15 protein-coding genes are annotated in these 17,153 nt (G+C 73.2%); 11 read left to right on the top strand and 4 right to left on the bottom strand.

What is annotated here, in order from left to right; translation table 11 throughout:
- Positions 1–218: 218 nt before the first annotated feature.
- The 7 genes from SMD11_RS29700 to SMD11_RS29670 all read left to right on the top strand — a co-directional run bounded on the left by SMD11_RS29700 (position 219) and on the right by SMD11_RS29670 (position 6,871).
- Complete coding sequence (locus tag SMD11_RS29700; protein ID WP_087929376.1) at positions 219–980, top strand: thioesterase II family protein; 762 nt, start codon at positions 219–221, stop codon at positions 978–980.
- Positions 981–1,079: 99 nt separating this feature from the next.
- Positions 1,080–1,526, top strand: a complete 447-nt coding sequence (locus SMD11_RS29695) for a CBS domain-containing protein (protein ID WP_087929375.1) — start codon at positions 1,080–1,082, stop codon at positions 1,524–1,526.
- Positions 1,527–1,804: 278 nt separating this feature from the next.
- Positions 1,805–3,106 (top strand): ABC transporter substrate-binding protein, encoded by a 1,302-nt coding sequence (locus SMD11_RS29690; protein WP_087929374.1) that lies wholly within the window; start codon positions 1,805–1,807, stop codon positions 3,104–3,106.
- A 197-nt stretch (positions 3,107–3,303) separates the two neighbouring features.
- Positions 3,304–3,585: a hypothetical protein gene (locus tag SMD11_RS29685; RefSeq protein WP_087929373.1), complete on the top strand. Its 282-nt coding sequence runs from the start codon at positions 3,304–3,306 to the stop codon at positions 3,583–3,585.
- Positions 3,586–3,791: 206 nt separating this feature from the next.
- A complete protein-coding gene (locus tag SMD11_RS29680; protein WP_234366218.1) occupies positions 3,792–5,198 on the top strand; it encodes a glutamine synthetase family protein in 1,407 nt (468 codons plus the stop codon).
- A gap of 50 nt (positions 5,199–5,248) precedes the next feature.
- Complete coding sequence (locus tag SMD11_RS29675; protein WP_087929372.1) at positions 5,249–6,376, top strand: amidohydrolase family protein; 1,128 nt, start codon at positions 5,249–5,251, stop codon at positions 6,374–6,376.
- Between the two features lie 66 nt (positions 6,377–6,442).
- On the top strand, positions 6,443–6,871 hold the full coding sequence (locus SMD11_RS29670) for a RidA family protein (RefSeq protein WP_087929371.1): 429 nt from the start codon (positions 6,443–6,445) through the stop codon (positions 6,869–6,871).
- 12 nt (positions 6,872–6,883) lie between these two features.
- Here the strand turns inward: SMD11_RS29670 and SMD11_RS29665 are convergent, their stop codons facing one another.
- The 3 genes from SMD11_RS29665 to SMD11_RS29655 form a co-directional block, all read right to left on the bottom strand.
- Positions 6,884–8,296 (bottom strand): hypothetical protein, encoded by a 1,413-nt coding sequence (locus SMD11_RS29665; protein WP_159395379.1) that lies wholly within the window; start codon positions 8,294–8,296, stop codon positions 6,884–6,886.
- Between the two features lie 213 nt (positions 8,297–8,509).
- The gene (locus SMD11_RS29660; protein ID WP_087929369.1) at positions 8,510–9,526 is read right to left on the bottom strand and encodes a methyltransferase; all 1,017 of its coding nucleotides are present in this window, start codon (positions 9,524–9,526) and stop codon (positions 8,510–8,512) included.
- Positions 9,527–9,737: 211 nt separating this feature from the next.
- Complete coding sequence (locus SMD11_RS29655; RefSeq protein ID WP_087929368.1) at positions 9,738–10,751, bottom strand: trypsin-like serine peptidase; 1,014 nt, start codon at positions 10,749–10,751, stop codon at positions 9,738–9,740.
- Positions 10,752–11,271: 520 nt separating this feature from the next.
- Here SMD11_RS29655 and SMD11_RS29650 point away from each other — a divergent pair.
- Positions 11,272–12,450, top strand: a complete 1,179-nt coding sequence (locus SMD11_RS29650; protein ID WP_234366217.1) for a glycoside hydrolase family 6 protein — start codon at positions 11,272–11,274, stop codon at positions 12,448–12,450.
- Positions 12,451–12,676: 226 nt separating this feature from the next.
- On the opposite strand, the gene SMD11_RS29645 is transcribed toward SMD11_RS29650, so the two are convergent.
- Complete coding sequence (locus SMD11_RS29645) at positions 12,677–14,584, bottom strand: glycosyltransferase family 2 protein (RefSeq protein ID WP_418952492.1); 1,908 nt, start codon at positions 14,582–14,584, stop codon at positions 12,677–12,679.
- Positions 14,585–14,953: 369 nt separating this feature from the next.
- On the opposite strand from SMD11_RS29645, the gene SMD11_RS29640 reads away from it, so the two are divergent.
- From SMD11_RS29640 to SMD11_RS29630, 3 genes are all read left to right on the top strand, one after another.
- Positions 14,954–15,784 carry an ATP nucleotide 3'-pyrophosphokinase gene (locus tag SMD11_RS29640; protein WP_087929365.1) on the top strand — a complete coding sequence of 277 codons (831 nt, stop codon included), beginning with the start codon at positions 14,954–14,956 and terminating at the stop codon, positions 15,782–15,784.
- 211 nt (positions 15,785–15,995) lie between these two features.
- On the top strand, positions 15,996–16,328 hold the full coding sequence (locus SMD11_RS29635; RefSeq protein ID WP_087929364.1) for a putative quinol monooxygenase: 333 nt from the start codon (positions 15,996–15,998) through the stop codon (positions 16,326–16,328).
- Positions 16,329–16,431: 103 nt separating this feature from the next.
- On the top strand, positions 16,432–17,142 hold the full coding sequence (locus SMD11_RS29630) for a L,D-transpeptidase (protein WP_087929363.1): 711 nt from the start codon (positions 16,432–16,434) through the stop codon (positions 17,140–17,142).
- The last annotated feature ends 11 nt before the right edge of the window (positions 17,143–17,153 follow it).

Below are 17,153 nucleotides of genomic sequence, written 5' to 3'. Positions count from 1 at the left end.
CCCGCCGCGAGAAATCGGCGCCCCTCGTCGGTAGCCACGAAAGAGTGACAGCCGCTCGGGTAAGGCCGATTGTCCGCTCATACGACGCGAAAGGATTCCTCGGACAGCGGGAGGAGTTCCCGGTAATCAGCCGCCCGCCGGGGGTTCGGGAGGCGAGGACAAGGAAGAACGAGGAAGGACGGGACGGCGGCCGGTCCCGTGGTGAGGAGGGCGGGGTCATGAGAGCGCTGGGCGACGGCCTGCTGTGGGACCTTTCCCCGGAGGGTGCGGGCGCGGGTGCCGATCTGGCGGTGCTCCTGCTGCCGGGTCTGGGCGGCGGCGCCCGCGACTTCGCGCTGTGGCCGCGTCACCTCGCGCCCCCGATCCGGGTGCTGGCCGCGCGGTACCCGGGCCGTGACCCGGCCTCGCCCGCCGCCGGAGCAGCTGCGAGCCGCGACCTGCTCGGCACGGCGCTCGCGGAGCGGCTCGCCCACCACGTCCAGGAACCGCTCGTGGTCTTCGGGCACAGCCTGGGGGCCGCGGTCGGCTACGAGACCGCCTGGCAGCTCGCCCGGCGCCGCCGCCCGGCCCTCGCCCTCCACGTCTCCGCCGCGCTTCCGCCTCCCGACTACGCGAGCCTCGACCTGGGTGCCCGGGCCATGGACGACGCCGCTCTCGCCGGCCTGGCCCGCGCGCTGGCCGTCCCCCTCCCCCGCGAGGACCGCCCCGGGGACCGGCGGGCCGCCCTCCGCGCGCTGCGCCACGACCTCGCCCTCGTCGACGCGTACGACTACGGGCCCTCGCCCCGCCCGCTGGACTACCCCGTCACGGTATGGAGCGCGCGCGACGACGCCATCATCCCGGCGGCCGCCGCCGGGCGCTGGCAGGCCATGGCGCGCCACCCCCTCACCCACCGCGCCCTCCCCGTGGAGCACCACCACCTCAGCCATCCGGCCGCCGTCACGGCGATCACCGAGGCGCTCCGCGGCCTCCTGGCCTGACCGGGACACCCGGCCCCGGGGCGCGCGTGGCGGGGCTGCTCCATCCGTGTTGCGATGGAAGGAGGACCGGGAGCCCATGCACGGAAGACTGGAGCGATCATGGCTACGCGGAAGAAGCTCATGGCCCGCGACATCATGTCCACCAAGGGCGTGCAGTGCGTCGGCGAGCACGAGTCGCTGCTCGACGCGTCGCGGATGATGCGCGACCTCAAGGTCGGCTGCCTGCCCATCTGCGGGGACGACCAGCGCCTCAAAGGCGTCGTCACCGACCGCGACATCGTCGTACAGTGCGTGGCGGAGGGCCGCGACGCGTCCGGGGTGCAGGCGGGCGAGCTGGCCGGCGCGCTGCACTGGGTGGACGCCGAGGCCGACGCGAACGAGGCCCTGGAGACCATGGAACGGCACCAGATCAAGCGCCTGCCGGTGATCGACGTCCGGAACGGGCACCGCTTGTGCGGCATGATCACGGAAGCGGACCTCGCGAAGAACCTCACCGACGAGCAGATCGCCGAGTTCGCGTCCCGGGTGTACGCGACCGCCGGCTGAACCGGCGGACCCCTTCTCGGGCGGACGGGCGTCCTGGGCCGCGGCGGCCCGGGGCGCCCGCGTCCGTCCCCGCGCCTCCTCCAGGCCGCCGCCGACGGCCGGTCGGGCCGTCGCGCCGGTGGAATCGGCCCGCCGGAGCGGCCCTCGGTGACCACGCGTCCCACGGCTCCCGGCGCCCGTCACTCGTACGAGCAAGGTCTCGCCCGGCGCCCGCGCGACGGCCTCCGCATGGTGGACCCTGACCGCAAAAAGGTTACGGCACCGGGAGGTTGACGCCCATGGGTGGACCGCGCGACAAGGACGGACTGTGCGTCGGGGCGGGTGGACCGCACGGCGGGAAGGAACTGTGCATCGGGGCGGTGGTGCCGCTCACCGGGCGGCTCGGCAGCCTGGGACACCCCCTCGCCTTCGCCCTGGAACACCTCGCTCCACGCCTGACCCGACTCACCCACGACGGCCGCCGGTACCCCCTGCGGCTCGCCGTGCGCGACAGCCGCTCCGAGCCCGGCCGGGCCCGCCGGGCGGTCGCCGAACTCGTCGCGCGGGAGGGGGCCCGCATCGTGGTGACCATGGCCGGCACCCAGGTGCTGCCGGCCGTGGCCGACGCCTGCCAGGACCTCGAAGTGCCCTGCCTGTCCACCACCTTCCCCTGGCAGGCCTACGTCCTCACCCAGGGCGGCGGCCGGGGCCGGGCGCCGGGCTGGACGTACCACTTCGCGTGGGGGCTGGACGACATCGCGGACGTCTTCGCCGACATGTGGGAGCACGCCGGGGCCGCGCGGACGGTCGGCTGCCTGTGGAACGACGGGCGGCAGGGGCGGCTCCTGCGCCACCCCCGGCACGGCTTCGCGCCCGCCGCGACCGCCCGCGGCCACACGCTGGTCGACCCCGGCGGCTACGCCGAGCCGGGCGGCGGCTTCGCGGAGCACGTCCGGCGGTTCAAGGACGCGGGGACGGACGTCGTCACCAGCGCCGCGACCGGCGCCGATCTCACCCTCTTCCTCCGCCGGGCGCACGCCGCGGGGCTGCGGCCCCGGCTGGTGACCTGTTCCCGCTGGCTCGCCTACCCACCCGATACGCGCCGGGCGGCCCCGGCACCCCGCGCCGTGCCCCCGGAACCTCCCTCGGGCCACCCGGCACCCTCGGTCCCTCCAGTCCCTCCGGCTCCCTCCGATCAAGTGGCCACACTCGTCTACTGGACGCCCCGCCACCCCTACCGCTCCTCCCTGGACGGCAGCACCGCCGCCCAGCTCGCCGACGCCTACCGGTCGGCGACCGGCCGCCCCTGGCTCCAGCCGCTCGGCCTGGCCCACGCCCTGCTGGAGGTCGCCGCGCACGCCCTGGGCACCGCGGCGGACCCCACCGACCGGCGCGCGGTGGCCGAGGCCCTCGGCCGCACCAAGCTCTCCACCGTCGCCGGGGACCTGGACTTCACCACCGGCCCCGCCCCCGGCATCGCCCTGCTGCCGCTCGCCGGCGGCCAGTGGCAGCCCACCGGGGACGGCCACCGGCTCGCGGTGGTGAGCAACAACCGCCTCCCGCAGGTCCCCCTCGACGGCGACCTCGTCCTCGCCGACTGAACAGATGACCTCTCGTCAGTTCAGGTCGCTGGAAGGCGATATGGCCAACCAAACCGTCCGTACCCCCCGTACCGCACGCACCGGGACGAATGGGGCTACCCGTCCGGCACCCCGCTCACACCTCGCATCACCGGTGCGGGGGAGAGTTTCCCCGATCACCCCCCTGCCGCCCGGGAAGTGCCCCGAGAGTTGACCGCATGAGCTTGACCACCGCAGGGAAAACCCCCGGGCCCGTCCGGTTCTACCTGGCTTGCGACCACCGCGGCTGCGATGCCCGGACCACCTTCGACCTCGTGATCCCCGACCCAGGTCCCTCCCGCGACGACGATCTGTGGGGCTATCTCCTCCACCACGCCCACACCGCCACTCCCCACATCAAGGAGCTCGGCTGGGCCTACATCCACGGCGACGGCTACTGGTGCCCCGACTGCTGCACCACGGCACACCACCAACCCCACCCGCTCCCCGGACACACCTGACGGCACCCCGCCCCGCCCGCCGCCCGGCCGCGCCCGCGCCCCGTACGCCCCGGCTTCCCCGCCGGCCGTACGGATCCCTGATCAGGAAGGTGATCAGGAAGCCGGGAATGCGGGAAGGGTGAGAGAGCAGGAGTGACGGCCGCCGGGCGGACGGTGCCGGACAGCACCGTCCGCCCGGCCGGGAACGCGGGCACCGAGGAGCAGTCGTGCACGGACCGGACCGGGTGGACAGCCAGGACCAGGGCGAGGAGCAGCGCCGGGAGAGGGAGCGGGCGGGCTCGGCGGCCCGCCAGGAAGCGGCGCGCCTGACCGCGCGGAACATCCACGGCGTCGCCCTCACCTGGGTCGACAATTCCGGGATCACCCGCGTCAAGACCATCCCCACCGCCCGGCTGCCGCACACCGCGCGCTGGGGCGCCGGGGCCTCGCCGGTCCTCGACGTCTTCCTCTCCGACGACTCCGCCGTCACCAGCCCCCATCTCGGCGGCCCCGACGGCGATCTGCGGATCTTCCCCGACCTCTCCCTGCTCACGCCGCTCGCGGCGCAGCCCGGCTGGGCCTGGGCCCCCACGGACCGCTACGAACAGGACGGCACCCCCTACGTCGCGTGCCAGCGCCAGTTCGCCCGGCGCATGACCGCCCGCGCGGCCCGCCACGGCCTGCACCTGCGGATGGGCGTCGAGACCGAATGGACCGTCACCACCCGTACGGGCACGGCCGCCGGCGCCGAGGAGCCCTTCGCGGGGCCCGGCCCCGCCTACGGCATGACGCGGCTGGTGGAGCTCTCGGACTACCTCGACGACATCCTCCAGGCACTGGCCGCGCAGGACGTCGAGGTGCTCCAGCTCCACCCCGAGTACGCGCCCGGCCAGTTCGAGGTCTCCACCGCCCCCACCGACCCCGTCACGGCCGCCGACCACGCCGTCCTCGTCCGCGAGACCGTCCGCGCCGTCTCCGCCCGGCACGCGCTGACGGCCTCCTTCGCGCCCGTCACCCGGGCGGGCGCCGTCGGCAACGGCGCCCATCTGCACCTGAGCCTGTGGCGGGACGGCGTGAACCTGTGCCGGGGCGGCGAGGGCCCCCAGGCGATGACCCTCGTGTGCGAGGCCTTCCTCGCCGGGGTCCTGCGGGAACTGCCCGCGCTGCTCGCCCTGGGCGCGCCCCTGCCCGCCAGCTATCTGCGGCTCACCCCTTCGCGGTGGGCCGGCGCCTACCACTGCTGGGGCGTGGAGAACCGCGAGGCGGCCCTGCGGTTCATCCCCGGCCCGCCGCACGACCCCGACGCGGCCAACGCCGAGATCAAGTGCTTCGACCCGGCCGCCAACCCCTATCTGGTCGTCGGGGCCGTCATCGCCGCCGGTCTCGCCGGGCTCGACGACGGCCTCACCCTCCCGGCCCCGGTCGCCGGGAACCCCGTCACCACCGGCTCCGCGCCGCGCCTGCCCGCCTCCCTGCCCGAGGCGCTCGGCCACTTCACCCGCTCCGCCCTCCTGCGCGACGCGCTCGGCGATCCCCTCTTCGAGGCGCTCCTCGCCGTCCGCCGGGGCGAGCACGCACTGGCCGAGGGCAAGGATCCGCAGGCCCTCGCGGACGCCCTGCGCGGCCGCTACTGAGGCGCACCACCGGGAACGGGGAACCGGCACGACGCGAAAGGACGGCACCGATGGATCCGGTCGAAGCACCCGCCCGCCTGGTGGACCACCACTGCCACGGGGTCGCGCGACACGCCCTCACGGAGGCGCGGTTCACCTCCTACCTCACCGAGTCCGACGCTCCCGCGGCCCCCGGCACCACCTTCTTCGACACCCAGCTGGGCTTCGCGCTGCGCCGCTGGTGCCCGCCCGCGCTCGGGCTCCCCGCCCACTGCCCGCCCGCCGAGTACCTGGCCCGGCGCACCGAGCTGGGCACGGACGAGACCACCCGGCGGCTGCTCCGCGCCACCGGCATCACGGACCTCCTCGTCGACACGGGCCTGGCCGGCGGGCTGACCACACCGGCCCGGCTCGCCACCGTCTCCGGGGCCCGCGCCCACGAGATCGTACGGCTGGAGACCGTCGCGGAGGCCGCCGCCGACGCGGCCGGGAGCACCCAGGACCTCGTCACCCGGCTGACCGACGGCGTCCACGAGGCGGCGCGCCGCGCCGTCGCCTTCAAGTCGGTCATCGCCTACCGGCACGGCCTGGACTTCGCGCCCGGGCCGCCCGCCGTCCCCGAGGTCCGCCAGGCCGCGGGCCGCTGGCTCGCCGGCAGACGGCCGGGCGACCGGCTGACCGATCCGGTGCTCCTGCGCCACCTGCTCTGGACCGCCGTCGCCACGGGCCGCCCGCTCCAGTTCCACACCGGGTTCGGCGACCCCGACCTACGGCTGCACCGCTGCGACCCTCTGCTCCTCACCGACTTCCTGCGTGCCGTGCGCCCCACGGGCTGCCCGGTGATCCTGCTGCACACCTACCCCTACCACCGCAACGCCGCCTACCTCAGCCATGCCTACGCGCACGTCCACACCGACATCGGCCTCGCCGTCCCGCACATCGGGGCGCGGGCCGGCGCCGTCCTGGCCGAGACCCTCGAACTGGCGCCGTTCGGAAAGCTGCTGTTCTCCACCGACGCCTACGGCCTGCCCGAGCTGTACCTCACGGCGACCCGTCTTTTCGGCCACGCCCTCGGCCGTCTGCTGTCGGGCTGGGTGAGCGACGGCGCCTGGACGGCCGGGGACGCCCGGCGCGTGGCGGACCTGATCGCCGAGGGCAACGCACGCCGTGTCTACGGCCTCGGACCGGCCGAGGCGTAGCGGCCGGCCGCAGGTGGGAGGCGGTTCCCCCTGGTGCCGGGAGCGGTGGCGGACGAGGATGGCGCCATGTCCTCATCCATGTCATCAGCCCCGCATCTCACGCACATCCCGGCTCCCCAGGGGGTCGCCCCGGCCACCGGGTACACCCATGTCGTCGGCGGAAGCGGCCGCTTCATGGCCGTTTCCGGCCAGGTCGCCCTCGACGAGAACGGTGCCCTCGTCGGCGCCGGCGACCCGGCCGCGCAGGCCCGGCAGGTCTTCGAGAACCTTCGGCGGTGCCTCGCCGCGGCCGGGGCGACCTTCGACGACGTCGTCAAACTCACCTACTTCCTCACCGACATCGCCGACCTGCCCGTCGTCCGCACCGCCCGTGACGAGTTCCTGGGCGGGCGCCCGCTGCCGGCGAGCTCGGCGGTGCAGGTGGCCGCCCTGTTCCGCCCCGAACTCGTGCTGGAGGTCGAGGCGTTCGCGGTCGTCCGCGACCCGGCGGAGTAGGGGCCGGGCCGGTCAGCGGGCGGCGGCGGGCGGCGCGTCACCCAGGGCCCGCAGGCGGGCGCGGACGTCCTCGGCGGCGTCCCGGCCACCGGGGACCTGCTCCCAGAGCGCGAGCAGGTCGGTGGCCAGGCCGGGCGCCTGCCCGCCGCTGTGCTGCCAGCAGTAGTGCGCCCGCTTCACGGCGGCGAGCACCTCACCGTCCGCCGGGCCGCTGCGCGCCAGGCGGGCCCGCGCGGCGGACATCCACAGCCCCGCGGCCCGGCCGTGGTCGCCCGCGAGCCGGGCGAGGTCGGCGCGGACCTCGGTCCACAATCCGGCCTCGGGGCTGTCCGGGCCGTACAGGCGCAGGGTCTGCTGCTCCCAGGCCGCGGCCATCGCCGCGGCCTCGTTGTGCCGGCCGGCGTGGGCCGCGGCCAGGATCCCGGGCAGCAGGTCGTCCCGGGCCGGCACGGAGGCCGGCTGCCCGCCCACCGGCGCGGCGGTGGGCACGGGGTTCGCCGCGGGGGCCCGTACGTGCTCGGCGGCCCGTCCGGAGTCGGGTGTGTGCACGGGCTCCGCGTCGCGTACGGGCTCGGGGGCCCGCACCCTGCCCGTGTCCCACACCGGTTCCTGGGCCCGCGCGGGCTCCCTGACCCGCGCCGGCCCGGGACCGCGCGCCGGCTCCGGGGCGGGTTCCCGTGCCGGTACGGGCGCGGGCACCGGTGCCGGTACGGGCGCGGGCGCGGCCACCGGGGCCGGCCTGGCGGCCGGGTTGGCCAGCAAGGGGCCCACGGGGCCGTACTGGAGGGTCAGCGTCCCGTCGCCCGGCGCCGCCACGTCGAGCGCCTGCCGGTGCACCGCCGCCACGTCGAGCACGGGTCCCCCGGCGGGGTCCCCGGCACGCAGGGCGTCGAGGAACGCGGAGGTGTACGGGCCGGCTTCGCGGAAGGGTGTGGCCGGGGCGGGCGTCACGACGCCGAACAGGGGCACCCCGTCGGCCAGCTGACCACCGCTCGCCGCGGCGGTCACCTCCGGCCACGCCGCGGCGTCCGCCTCCACGTCCAGCAGCACCACCAGGGGCCCCTGATGGGCACCGAGCGTCCGGGTGAGCCACGCCCAGGGCAGGCCCGTGTAGCGGACCGAGCCCGGAGTGCTGCCGGACAGCCCCAGGTGCAGCTCCTTGGCCCGGCGCGAGGGCACCATCAGCCGGCCGGTCACCCAGACCAGCAGGGGGCCGGGACTCGCGGCGGCGTGCTGGAGGTAGGCGAGCACGCTCTGCGGGCCGGCGACGCCGGGCAGCTGCACCACGTCGACGGACGGGGCCGCGAGGAAGCGGCGGGGATCCGCGCCGGCCAGGGCGTGCGCCGTGGGGTTCGGCACCGCTCCCCGGGACCGGTCGGGTGTGCCGTCCAACAGCAGCACGCAACCCCGAACAGGCTCACTCACAGCGCACATCCTTCCGGCCGGTGCCACAACCCATCCCCGGGAACTGTAGAGGCCACGGCCTCGGTCCGGGCCCAGACCTCGTGTCTTCCCCCTTTCCCCCCGCGGCCATACCAGCAGATATGTACGCACGGCCGGGTCTCCCCCGAATCGCCCGCTTCACCGCGCCATATGTCGTACGGGCGAGGGGGCCCGGTGTCGCGGTCCGGCGTCGCGTCAGACCGCCGTGGCCACCACGACCGAGAGCGACGAGTCCGTCGGGCGGATGCCGGCCAGTTCCAGCCTGGACTCGGCGAACAGCCGCCGGAAGTCCTCCTCGCCGCGCTCGCGGCCGTTGAGCGAGGCCATCATGAGGAGGTCGAGGACCTTGGCGTAGGAGGGTTCGTTGCCGGGTGCGACGACGGTGTCGACGACCAGGAGCCTGCCGCCTTCCTTCATGGCGGCGCGGCAGCCGCGCAGGATGGTCAGGCACTCCGCGTCGGTCCAGTCGTGCAGGATGCGCTTCAGCAGGTAGATGTCGGCACCGGCCGGCACGGAGGAGAAGAAGTCGCCGGGTTCGGTGCGCCAGCGCCCGGCCAGCTCCGGTATGCCGAGGCTGTGGTCGCGCAGGACGTCCGCGCGGTCGTAGAGGATGCCGGAGAGGCCGGGGTTGTCCAGGAGGACGCGGCGCAGCAGGCCGCCGCGGCCGCCGCCGACGTCGACGACCGTGCCGGTCCCGGGGAAGTCGTAGGCGGCGCAGGTGGCCGCGTCGTCGCCGTCGGACACGCTGGCCATGCCCGTGTGGAAGGACTCGGCCGCCTCGGGGCTGCGGGCGAGGTGGTCGAAGTAGGGGGCTCCGTAGAGGTCCTCGAAGGTGGTGCGCCCCGCGCGCACGGTGTCCTCCAGGCGCCCGGCAGGCGTCCAGAAGAGCTCGTCCGTGAGCATGATGACGCCTCGTCTCATCGAGGAGGGGACGTCGGAGCGCAGGAGGTCGGCCGCGGGGGTCAGGTGGAAGGCGCCTTCGGCGTCCTCGCGGAAGATCTGGCGGGTGGCCAGGAGGCGGAGGACACGGCGCAGGTAGGGGCCGCTGACGCCGAGCGGGCCGGCGAGCTGTTCGGGGGTGCGCGGCCCCTCGGCGAGGTGGTCGGCGACGCCGATGCGGGCCGCCGTGCGCAGCGCGGCGGAGTGGAGGTAGGCCAGGGCGTGCTCGCTGAGCTGTGCGACGAGGGAGCTGTCAGGCCGCGGGGTGTCCATTCAGGTGCCTCCTGTTGCCCGTGTGTTCGCTGTCGATGTCAACCTTGACGCGAAGGGCCGTAATGCCGCCAGAGTGTGTCGACCCGTCAGGTGACATCGCGACCGGGCGGCGGAAGGGCTTCAGGGACCTCAAGGGACCGTGGGAGGACGTGATCGACCGGCCGGCCCGGGTCGGTCCCGGGCGTCCGGCCGGTCGCTTTCGCGCGGGGGCTCAGACCTTCTGCGCCGCCGACTGCTCGTAGAGGCTCTTGACCTCGTTGCCGAAGAACGGGCCGAACATCCGGTTCGGCAGGAAGGTGTAGCCGAAGCTGTTCACCGAGGCCTGGAGGCCGGAGCCGGTGGCCTCGTCGAACGAGGCGAACCACGGGCCGCCGCTCGAACCGCCGGTCATGTTGCAGGCCATGCCGTGGTCCTTGCTGAAGAGGAAGTCCTTGGCGGTCTTCCCGCTGCAATAGATGAGCCGCTTGCCGTCGTACGGCGCGGCGGCGGGGAAGCCGAAGGCGTACATCTCCTGGTTGTAGGCGCCGTTGAACTGGAGGCCCTGGGCGCCGACGACGTCGGCGAGCCGCTTGCCGTCGAGCGGGGCGACGACGGCGGTGCCGACGTCGTAGTTGATGTCCTCACTGGCCACCCACTGGGGTGTGGAGGCCGTCTTGGCGGCGCTCCACGTCCCGTACGGGGCCTGCCCGTCCTGGTAGGCGGGGACGAAGGTCCAGTTGGTGTGCCAGGCGCCCTGGTACTTGACGCAGTGCCCGGCGGTGATCACGGTGCTGCCGTTCCGGCTGGTGACGGCGTCACCGGAGCAGGAGGCGGTGCGGTCCCCCAGGGTGAAGAACACCCTGCCGGAGGTCTTGACGACGGCACCGCCGCCGGTCCACGCCCCGCCCGGCTGGGGGTTCGCCTTGGTGTCCGGCCCCGGCGCCGCGGCCGGGGCGGTGGGCGCGACCGTGGAGACGAGGGACAGGGGGCCCGGGGGCCGGGGCGCCGTGCGGGCACCCGGCGCGGCGGCCGGGGGGTCGAGCGGCGTGGCGGAGCGCATCCGTTCCGGTGTCCAGAAGTCACGGACCTTCTGGTGGTCGGCGGCCGAGGCCGCGGCGGTGTGGACGACGGCCGGGGCGGCCCGGCCGGCCGGGGCGGCGATGGCGGTGATCGGCTGGATCCCTGCGGCGAGCGTGGCGCCGGCGGCCAGGAGGATGCCGGCGGCGGTACGGCGGGGACGTCTCACGCGTACTCCTTCTGCCCAGGCCGCGCGGGAGTCGCGCGGCGATGTGGGGGGCCGGACCGCGGTGGGCGCGGTCCGGGCAGACGAGCGGTGCGGACACGAGCGGCTGCGAGCGGATTCGAGGGTGCGTGAGGGAGGGTCCCACGGGACGGATGAATTGTCAGGAGCGCATCAAAAGCATGGCTGGATGGCGTCCTCCGCGGGCGGGGTGTTCGCGGAGGACGCGGCGTCGGGTCCGCACGCGTCGGATCCGTACGCACGAGATCCGTACGCACGGGATCCGTACGCAAGGGATCCGTACGCACGGGGTCCGCACCCCTCTCGTCCGCACGCGTCCCGATCGGTGGGTGCGCGGTCGGCGCGTTCGACCTCGCCGAGGGAGTCGGCGCGGGCGGGCCGACGGCGGCGGCCACCGTTTCCCGATCGGCGTAGCACAACAGGTTCTGACGGTCCGACACCTGACACCCTGAAAGCAACAGGGCCGGAGCCCGAGCGAACTCCGGGGCGAGGACAGGAGGATCACGTGAGGAAGAGACCCGGTATCCGACGGACCGCCACGGGACGGGCCCGCACGGCACTTGGACGCGGGGCCGTCCCGCTGGTGTGCGCCGGGGTGGTGTGCCTGCCCGGCCCGGCCGCCGGGGCCCTCACCTCCCCGGACGACGACCACGACGCCACGACCCCGTTCTGGGTGGAGCCGACGGGGCCCGCCGTCTGGCAGGAGCGGATCTGGCAGGAGCGGGGGCGGGAGGAGGACGCCGCCGCGCTCCAGCGCATCTCCGACCGGTCGACGGCCGTGTGGCTCACCGACCGCGACCCGAAGGCACAGGCCGAGCAGATCACCCGCAGGGCGGAGCGCGCGGGCCGCATCCCCGTCCTCGTCGCCTACAACATCCCGCAGCGCGACTGCGGGCAGTACTCCTCCGGCGGCGCCCCCGACGCGGCGCACTACCGCCGGTGGATCTCCCGCGCGGCCGCGGGCATCGGCTCGCGCCAGGCCTGGGTGGTCCTCGAACCCGACGCGCTCGCCCAGTGGGCCTCCGGCTGCGTTCCCGAGGCCGCGGCCAAGCAGCGGCTGGCGCTGCTGGCCGAGGCCGTGCGGATCTTCAAGGAACGACCGGGTACCGCGGTCTACCTCGACGCGGGCAACCCCGGCTGGATCCCGGACCGGAAGCGCCTCGCCGACGCGCTGAACAGGGCGGGCGTCGCGCGGGCCGACGGGTTCGCGCTCAACGTCTCCAACTTCCACACCAACTCCGTCACCAGCGCCTACGGTGACGAGCTGTCCGCGCTGCTGGGCGGCGCCCATTACGTCGTCGACACCAGCCGGAACGGGAACGGTCCGCTGCTGAGCGGCGGCGCGCCGCCGGACGCGGCGAAGCCGGCCGAGCCGGGGGACGGGCCGCCCGCCGCCCCGGCCGGCCTGAACGGACCGGCGGCCGGTGACGACGACGGGAAGGGACCGGGCCCGAGCGACGGGGAACCCTGGTGCAACCCTCCCGGGCGCGCGCTGGGCACACCGCCCACGACGGCGACGGGGAACCCGCTCATCGACGCGTTCCTCTGGATCAAACGGCCAGGAGAGTCCGACGGCACGTGCCGGGGCGCCCCACCGGCCGGCCGCTGGTGGGCCGACTACGCGCTTCGGCTGGCCAACACGACACCGTCGGCGAAGCCTGTGCCTGGGCCGGCGGCGAAATAGCTCTGGGCGGGGTGGGATTTTCCCCGCCCCGCCCCTTCCCGAACCGGGGCTCCGCCCCGGACCCCGGTCCTCAAACTCCCCCAGCTACCGCTGGGAGGTGCCCCAGCGGTAGCTGGGGGAGTTTGAGGACACCGCGCGTCAGCGCGGAAAGGGGGCCCGGGGGCGGAGCCCCCGGTTACGGGAAGGGGCGGGTAGGGGAAAAAGCCCCGCGCAGCGGCACCCCTCCCTACGCCCCTTCGCCCGCCGACACCGCCGCCAACTCCCCCACAGACACCGGAACTCCCACCCCCGCACCGGCCTCCACCCGTTCAGACCCCCGCCGCCGCATCATCCCCGCCCACCAAACCCCCACCGGCCCCACCGCCGTCACCAACGCCAGCACCGCCCACACCCGCATCGCCGGATACGCATGCCCCCACACCACCGACGCCACCAAACACAACCCGAACACACCCGCCCACCCCAAATGCGTCCGAAAAGTCCCCACACAATCCGGCGACGCCGAATCCCCCTTCGGCGTCACCACAAAACCCGACCGCCGCCGCAACAACGCCTGCCCCAACGCCCGCGCATACAACGGCGCCGACACCGCCGACATCACCATCCCCGCCACCCCCGACGAACCCACCGGCTCATGCGGACTCACATTATGACGACGATTCACCACATACAACGCCACCTGCAACGCCGCCGCATCCCCATACAACATCAACCACACCTCCGACGGCACACTCACCCCCGCCGCACCACACCCCAAAAACAACACACACGACATCCCACCCAACACCCACGTCAAACCCGCAATCGGATAAAACGCCACCAACAACAAATAATTCCACAACCTCCCCGGCGACAACGACCACACCACCCGACCAAACTGACACAACAACGTCTCAAACGTCCCCCGCGACCACCGCAACTGCTGCGAAAAGAAATCCGTCCACGACGACGGCCCCTCCCCCACCGCCAACACATCCGGCGTATACACCGACCGCCACCGCCCACCCGTCACCGGATTCCGCCGCCGATGCACCTCCAACCCCGTCGCCATATCCTCCGTAATCGAATCAAAAAACCCACCGATCTGCCGCAACACCCCCACCCGCACACAATTCGACGTCCCCACAAACATCGGCGCACCGTACCGATTCCCCGCCCGCTGCACCAACGCATGAAACAAAAACTGCTGACTCTCCGCCCCCTTCGTCACCCGCGACACATAATTCCCATACACCTGCGGCCCCACCACAAACGCCACATCCGGATCCCGAAAATACCCCAGCATCCGCTCCAAAAAATTCGGCAACGGCACATGATCCGTATCCACACACGCCAAAAAATCATAACCATCACCATGCGCATCCAACCACGCATTGTAATTACCATGCTTCGTCCGCGCCCGAAAACGACCCGACGGACGATTCCACCGCGCCACCCCCTTCCGCGAAAAATGCCGCACCCCCAACCGCGCACACAACGCCCGCGCCCCCGGATCATCACCCTCATCCAGCAACCACACATCCACCACCCCCTCATACCGCACCCCCACCGCCCCCTCCAACGTCGCCGCCACCATCCCCAACGGCTCCTTCCCCGGCACAAAACTCGTACAAAAAGCCACCCGACCCCCCGGCTGCGCCACCACCGGCACCGGATCACACGCCACCCACGACGCATGCGCCACCGACACCACATTCACCACCCGAAAAACCTCAACCAACCCCACCGACACCAACATCAACCCATCCACACACCCCCACCACCCACCCCGCACCACCCAATGCACCGGCCACAACAACCACACCAACAAACCCACCGACACCAACGGCGCCAACCCCACCAACAACCCCACACGCAGCACGGCAAGGCGGCCGAGCTTCCCTTCGGGGCCGCCTCCGTGCACCCCCTGACGCCCCCTCAGGCGCCGGTAGCTCACCCGGTACTCACCCTCCGGCGGCTCCTCCACCGGCCCCGTCAGACGACTGAACCGCTCGTAGTCGTAGCCACCGGAAGCCTTCGCCGCATCGGCGTCCCCGGCTCCGCCGGAGACCGACGCCTCGGCCGCCGGACCCGGCACACCGGCCGCACCCGAGACCCGGCACTCCGACACCCGCGCACCGCCCACCACAGCCACCACCCGCTCCCCCACACCCACACTGGACATAACGTCAGATCAGTCAGAAAAACCTAACAATCCACCCATGAGTTGCCGGACCCTCACACTCGATGCGTCCGCTCAACCACCCGCACAGCCCATACGGCGATACGAAAGGCATATGGATCGGCCGAGTGGCCCCACTCCACACCCCCGCCGCCCCTCGCACGGGGAAACCGGAGGCAGGCACACCGGATCGGATGAACCACGGGTCGGCGCGTCGACCCGGAACGACGTGGGCAAGTCAAAACAACCGGCCCCATCGGCGTTTCAGTGCCCGGTCCACACGCCCACCTGCGATATCTCTCGCCGTACACGGCAACCTCGAGAGAAGGTCGAAGGGCAGGGATGATCACCAACCGCACCGCCACCCCCCTCGCAGCAGCCGTCGCACTGGCCGTCCTCGGCGTCGGCCCGGTGCCCGGCGCGGCGGCCGAGGGCGCCGACGACCCGGTGCTCGACGCCACGGACGCCAAGAAGGTCGACGAATTCCTCGAGCGGGCCAAGGAGACCGAGCAGGCCGTCAGCCCCGAGCTGAAGGCCGTCGCCCTGATCAGCCGCGCCACCCTGGTCGGCTTCGACGACCGGCTGAGTTCCGCCGGCTCGGTCAGGCGCAAGGTGGCCGCGCTGATGAAGCGGACGCCCGGGCAGACCGTGGAAGCGGCCCTGGCCAAGATCGAGGACTCGGTCCACTACACCTTGCAGTGGCCGGACGGCAGGTACACCGACGGCGTCAAAGCCGCCTCCGCCGCGCTCGTGGGCTGGGACAACGACAGTGTCCGCTGGTCCAACACCTGGGGCCGCAAGAACAGCCGCAAGGCGATCGACTCTGCATGGCGCGACCGGCGCTCCGGGCACACCTTCGCGGTCCGGTTCCACACACCGTCCAGCAGGTGGGCCCAGGAGGCGGCGCGCAAGCTCCAGGGGGAGCGGCGCCGGCCCGGCACCCAGCCGGACCGTGTCAAGGAGCTGCGCCGGCAGCAGGAGGCGATCTTCACCTCGGTGCCCGTCCCCGAGGGCGCGGAACGGCTGGCCGCACCCGCGTCACCCCCGCCGGCAGCCACGCCCGCGCCCGCGGCCCCTCCGGCGCCCGAGCCGGCACCCGTACCCGCGCCGGTGCCCGTCCCCGCACCCACGCCGTCCGAGCCCGCCGCGGGGCCGGCGCCCGGCTCCGCCTGACCGCGGAAGCGGTCCGGGGTGGCGGGGCCCGGAAGCGCTCCAGGAACGCGCCGGTTTTCCGGCAGGGCCGGAATCGGACCGTCCGCGTTTCACCCGGGTGCTCCGCCCCCGGCCACCGTAGGAACCGCCCCGGGCGCACCGCCCACCACGACCGGCGCCGTGCACACGGTCCTGCCGTACCCCAGACCACACCCGAGACCAGGAGACATCGATGATCTTCATTGTCGTCAAGATGACCGTCCGCCCCGAGCACACCAAGGAATGGCTCACGCTCGTCGGCGACTTCACCCGGGCCACGCGCGAGGAGCCGGGCAACCTCTTCTTCGAGTGGTCGACCAGCGTCGACAACCCGAACCAGTTCGTGCTGGTGGAGGGCTTCGCCTCCCGCGAGGCGGGCGACGCCCACGTCAACTCGGCCCACTTCAAGAAGGCCATGGACACGATGGCCGACGCCATCGCGACCACGCCGCAGATCATCAGCACCGAGGCGCCGGGCAGCGGCTGGTCCGCCATGGCCGAGCTCACCCCGCGCCACACGTCGTAGGCCGGACCGGTCGCCGTCCTCGCCCGGGCCCCGCGGTCCGGCCGAGGGCGGCACCGGCACGTGCGGCTGCAACCCTCGGGCGGTCACCGTAGTCCTACTTACTATGACCATACGAGCGAAGAAGAGAACGACCTCGTCGGCGGTACGCCGACTGTCCGTACTCCTCGGCGCGGTGGGGCTCGCGGCCCCGCTCACCGTAGCGATCGGCGGCACCGCGCAGGCCGCCCCCGCCTGCACGACGAAGGCCGGCCCGCATCAGAGAGACGTGGAGAAGTTCCTGGGCCTGCGGGTGGACGGCCGGCAGTCCACGGCGGACTGCCGGGCGATCCAGAACTACCAGACCAAGCGCGGCATCCGCCCGAACATCGGCTACGCGGGCCCGGTCACCTGGGGCGTCATGCAGGAGGAGCTCACCGCGCGCGACCCCAACGCGGCGGGCAGGTGCCCGGTGAACAAAGGCCGCATCGCCTGTGTCGACCTCACCCGCCAGATCAGCTGGATCCAGGACGGCAAATCCCTGAAGTTCGGTCCGGTGCCGGTCCGTACGGGACGCGACGGCCACGAGACCCGGACCGGCGCGAAGAGGGTCTACTGGCGTTCGATCAACCACTGGTCGACGCTCTACGACGTCCGCATGCCGTACGCCCAGTTCTTCGACGGCGGACAGGCCTTCCATTCCATCGAGGGCAGCGTCCGGTCCCAGCCCGGATCGCACGGCTGCGTCAATATGCGCCCCGGCGACGCCAAGGCGTACTGGTCCCTGCTCCGCAACGGCGACGACGTCTTCGTCTACGGCCGGAAACCCGGCACCTGAACCGCTTCCAG

Source organism: Streptomyces albireticuli (assembly GCF_002192455.1).
Taxonomy (GTDB): Bacteria; Actinomycetota; Actinomycetes; order Streptomycetales; family Streptomycetaceae; genus Streptomyces; species Streptomyces albireticuli_B.
This window is presented reverse-complemented; position numbering and strand designations above follow the sequence as displayed.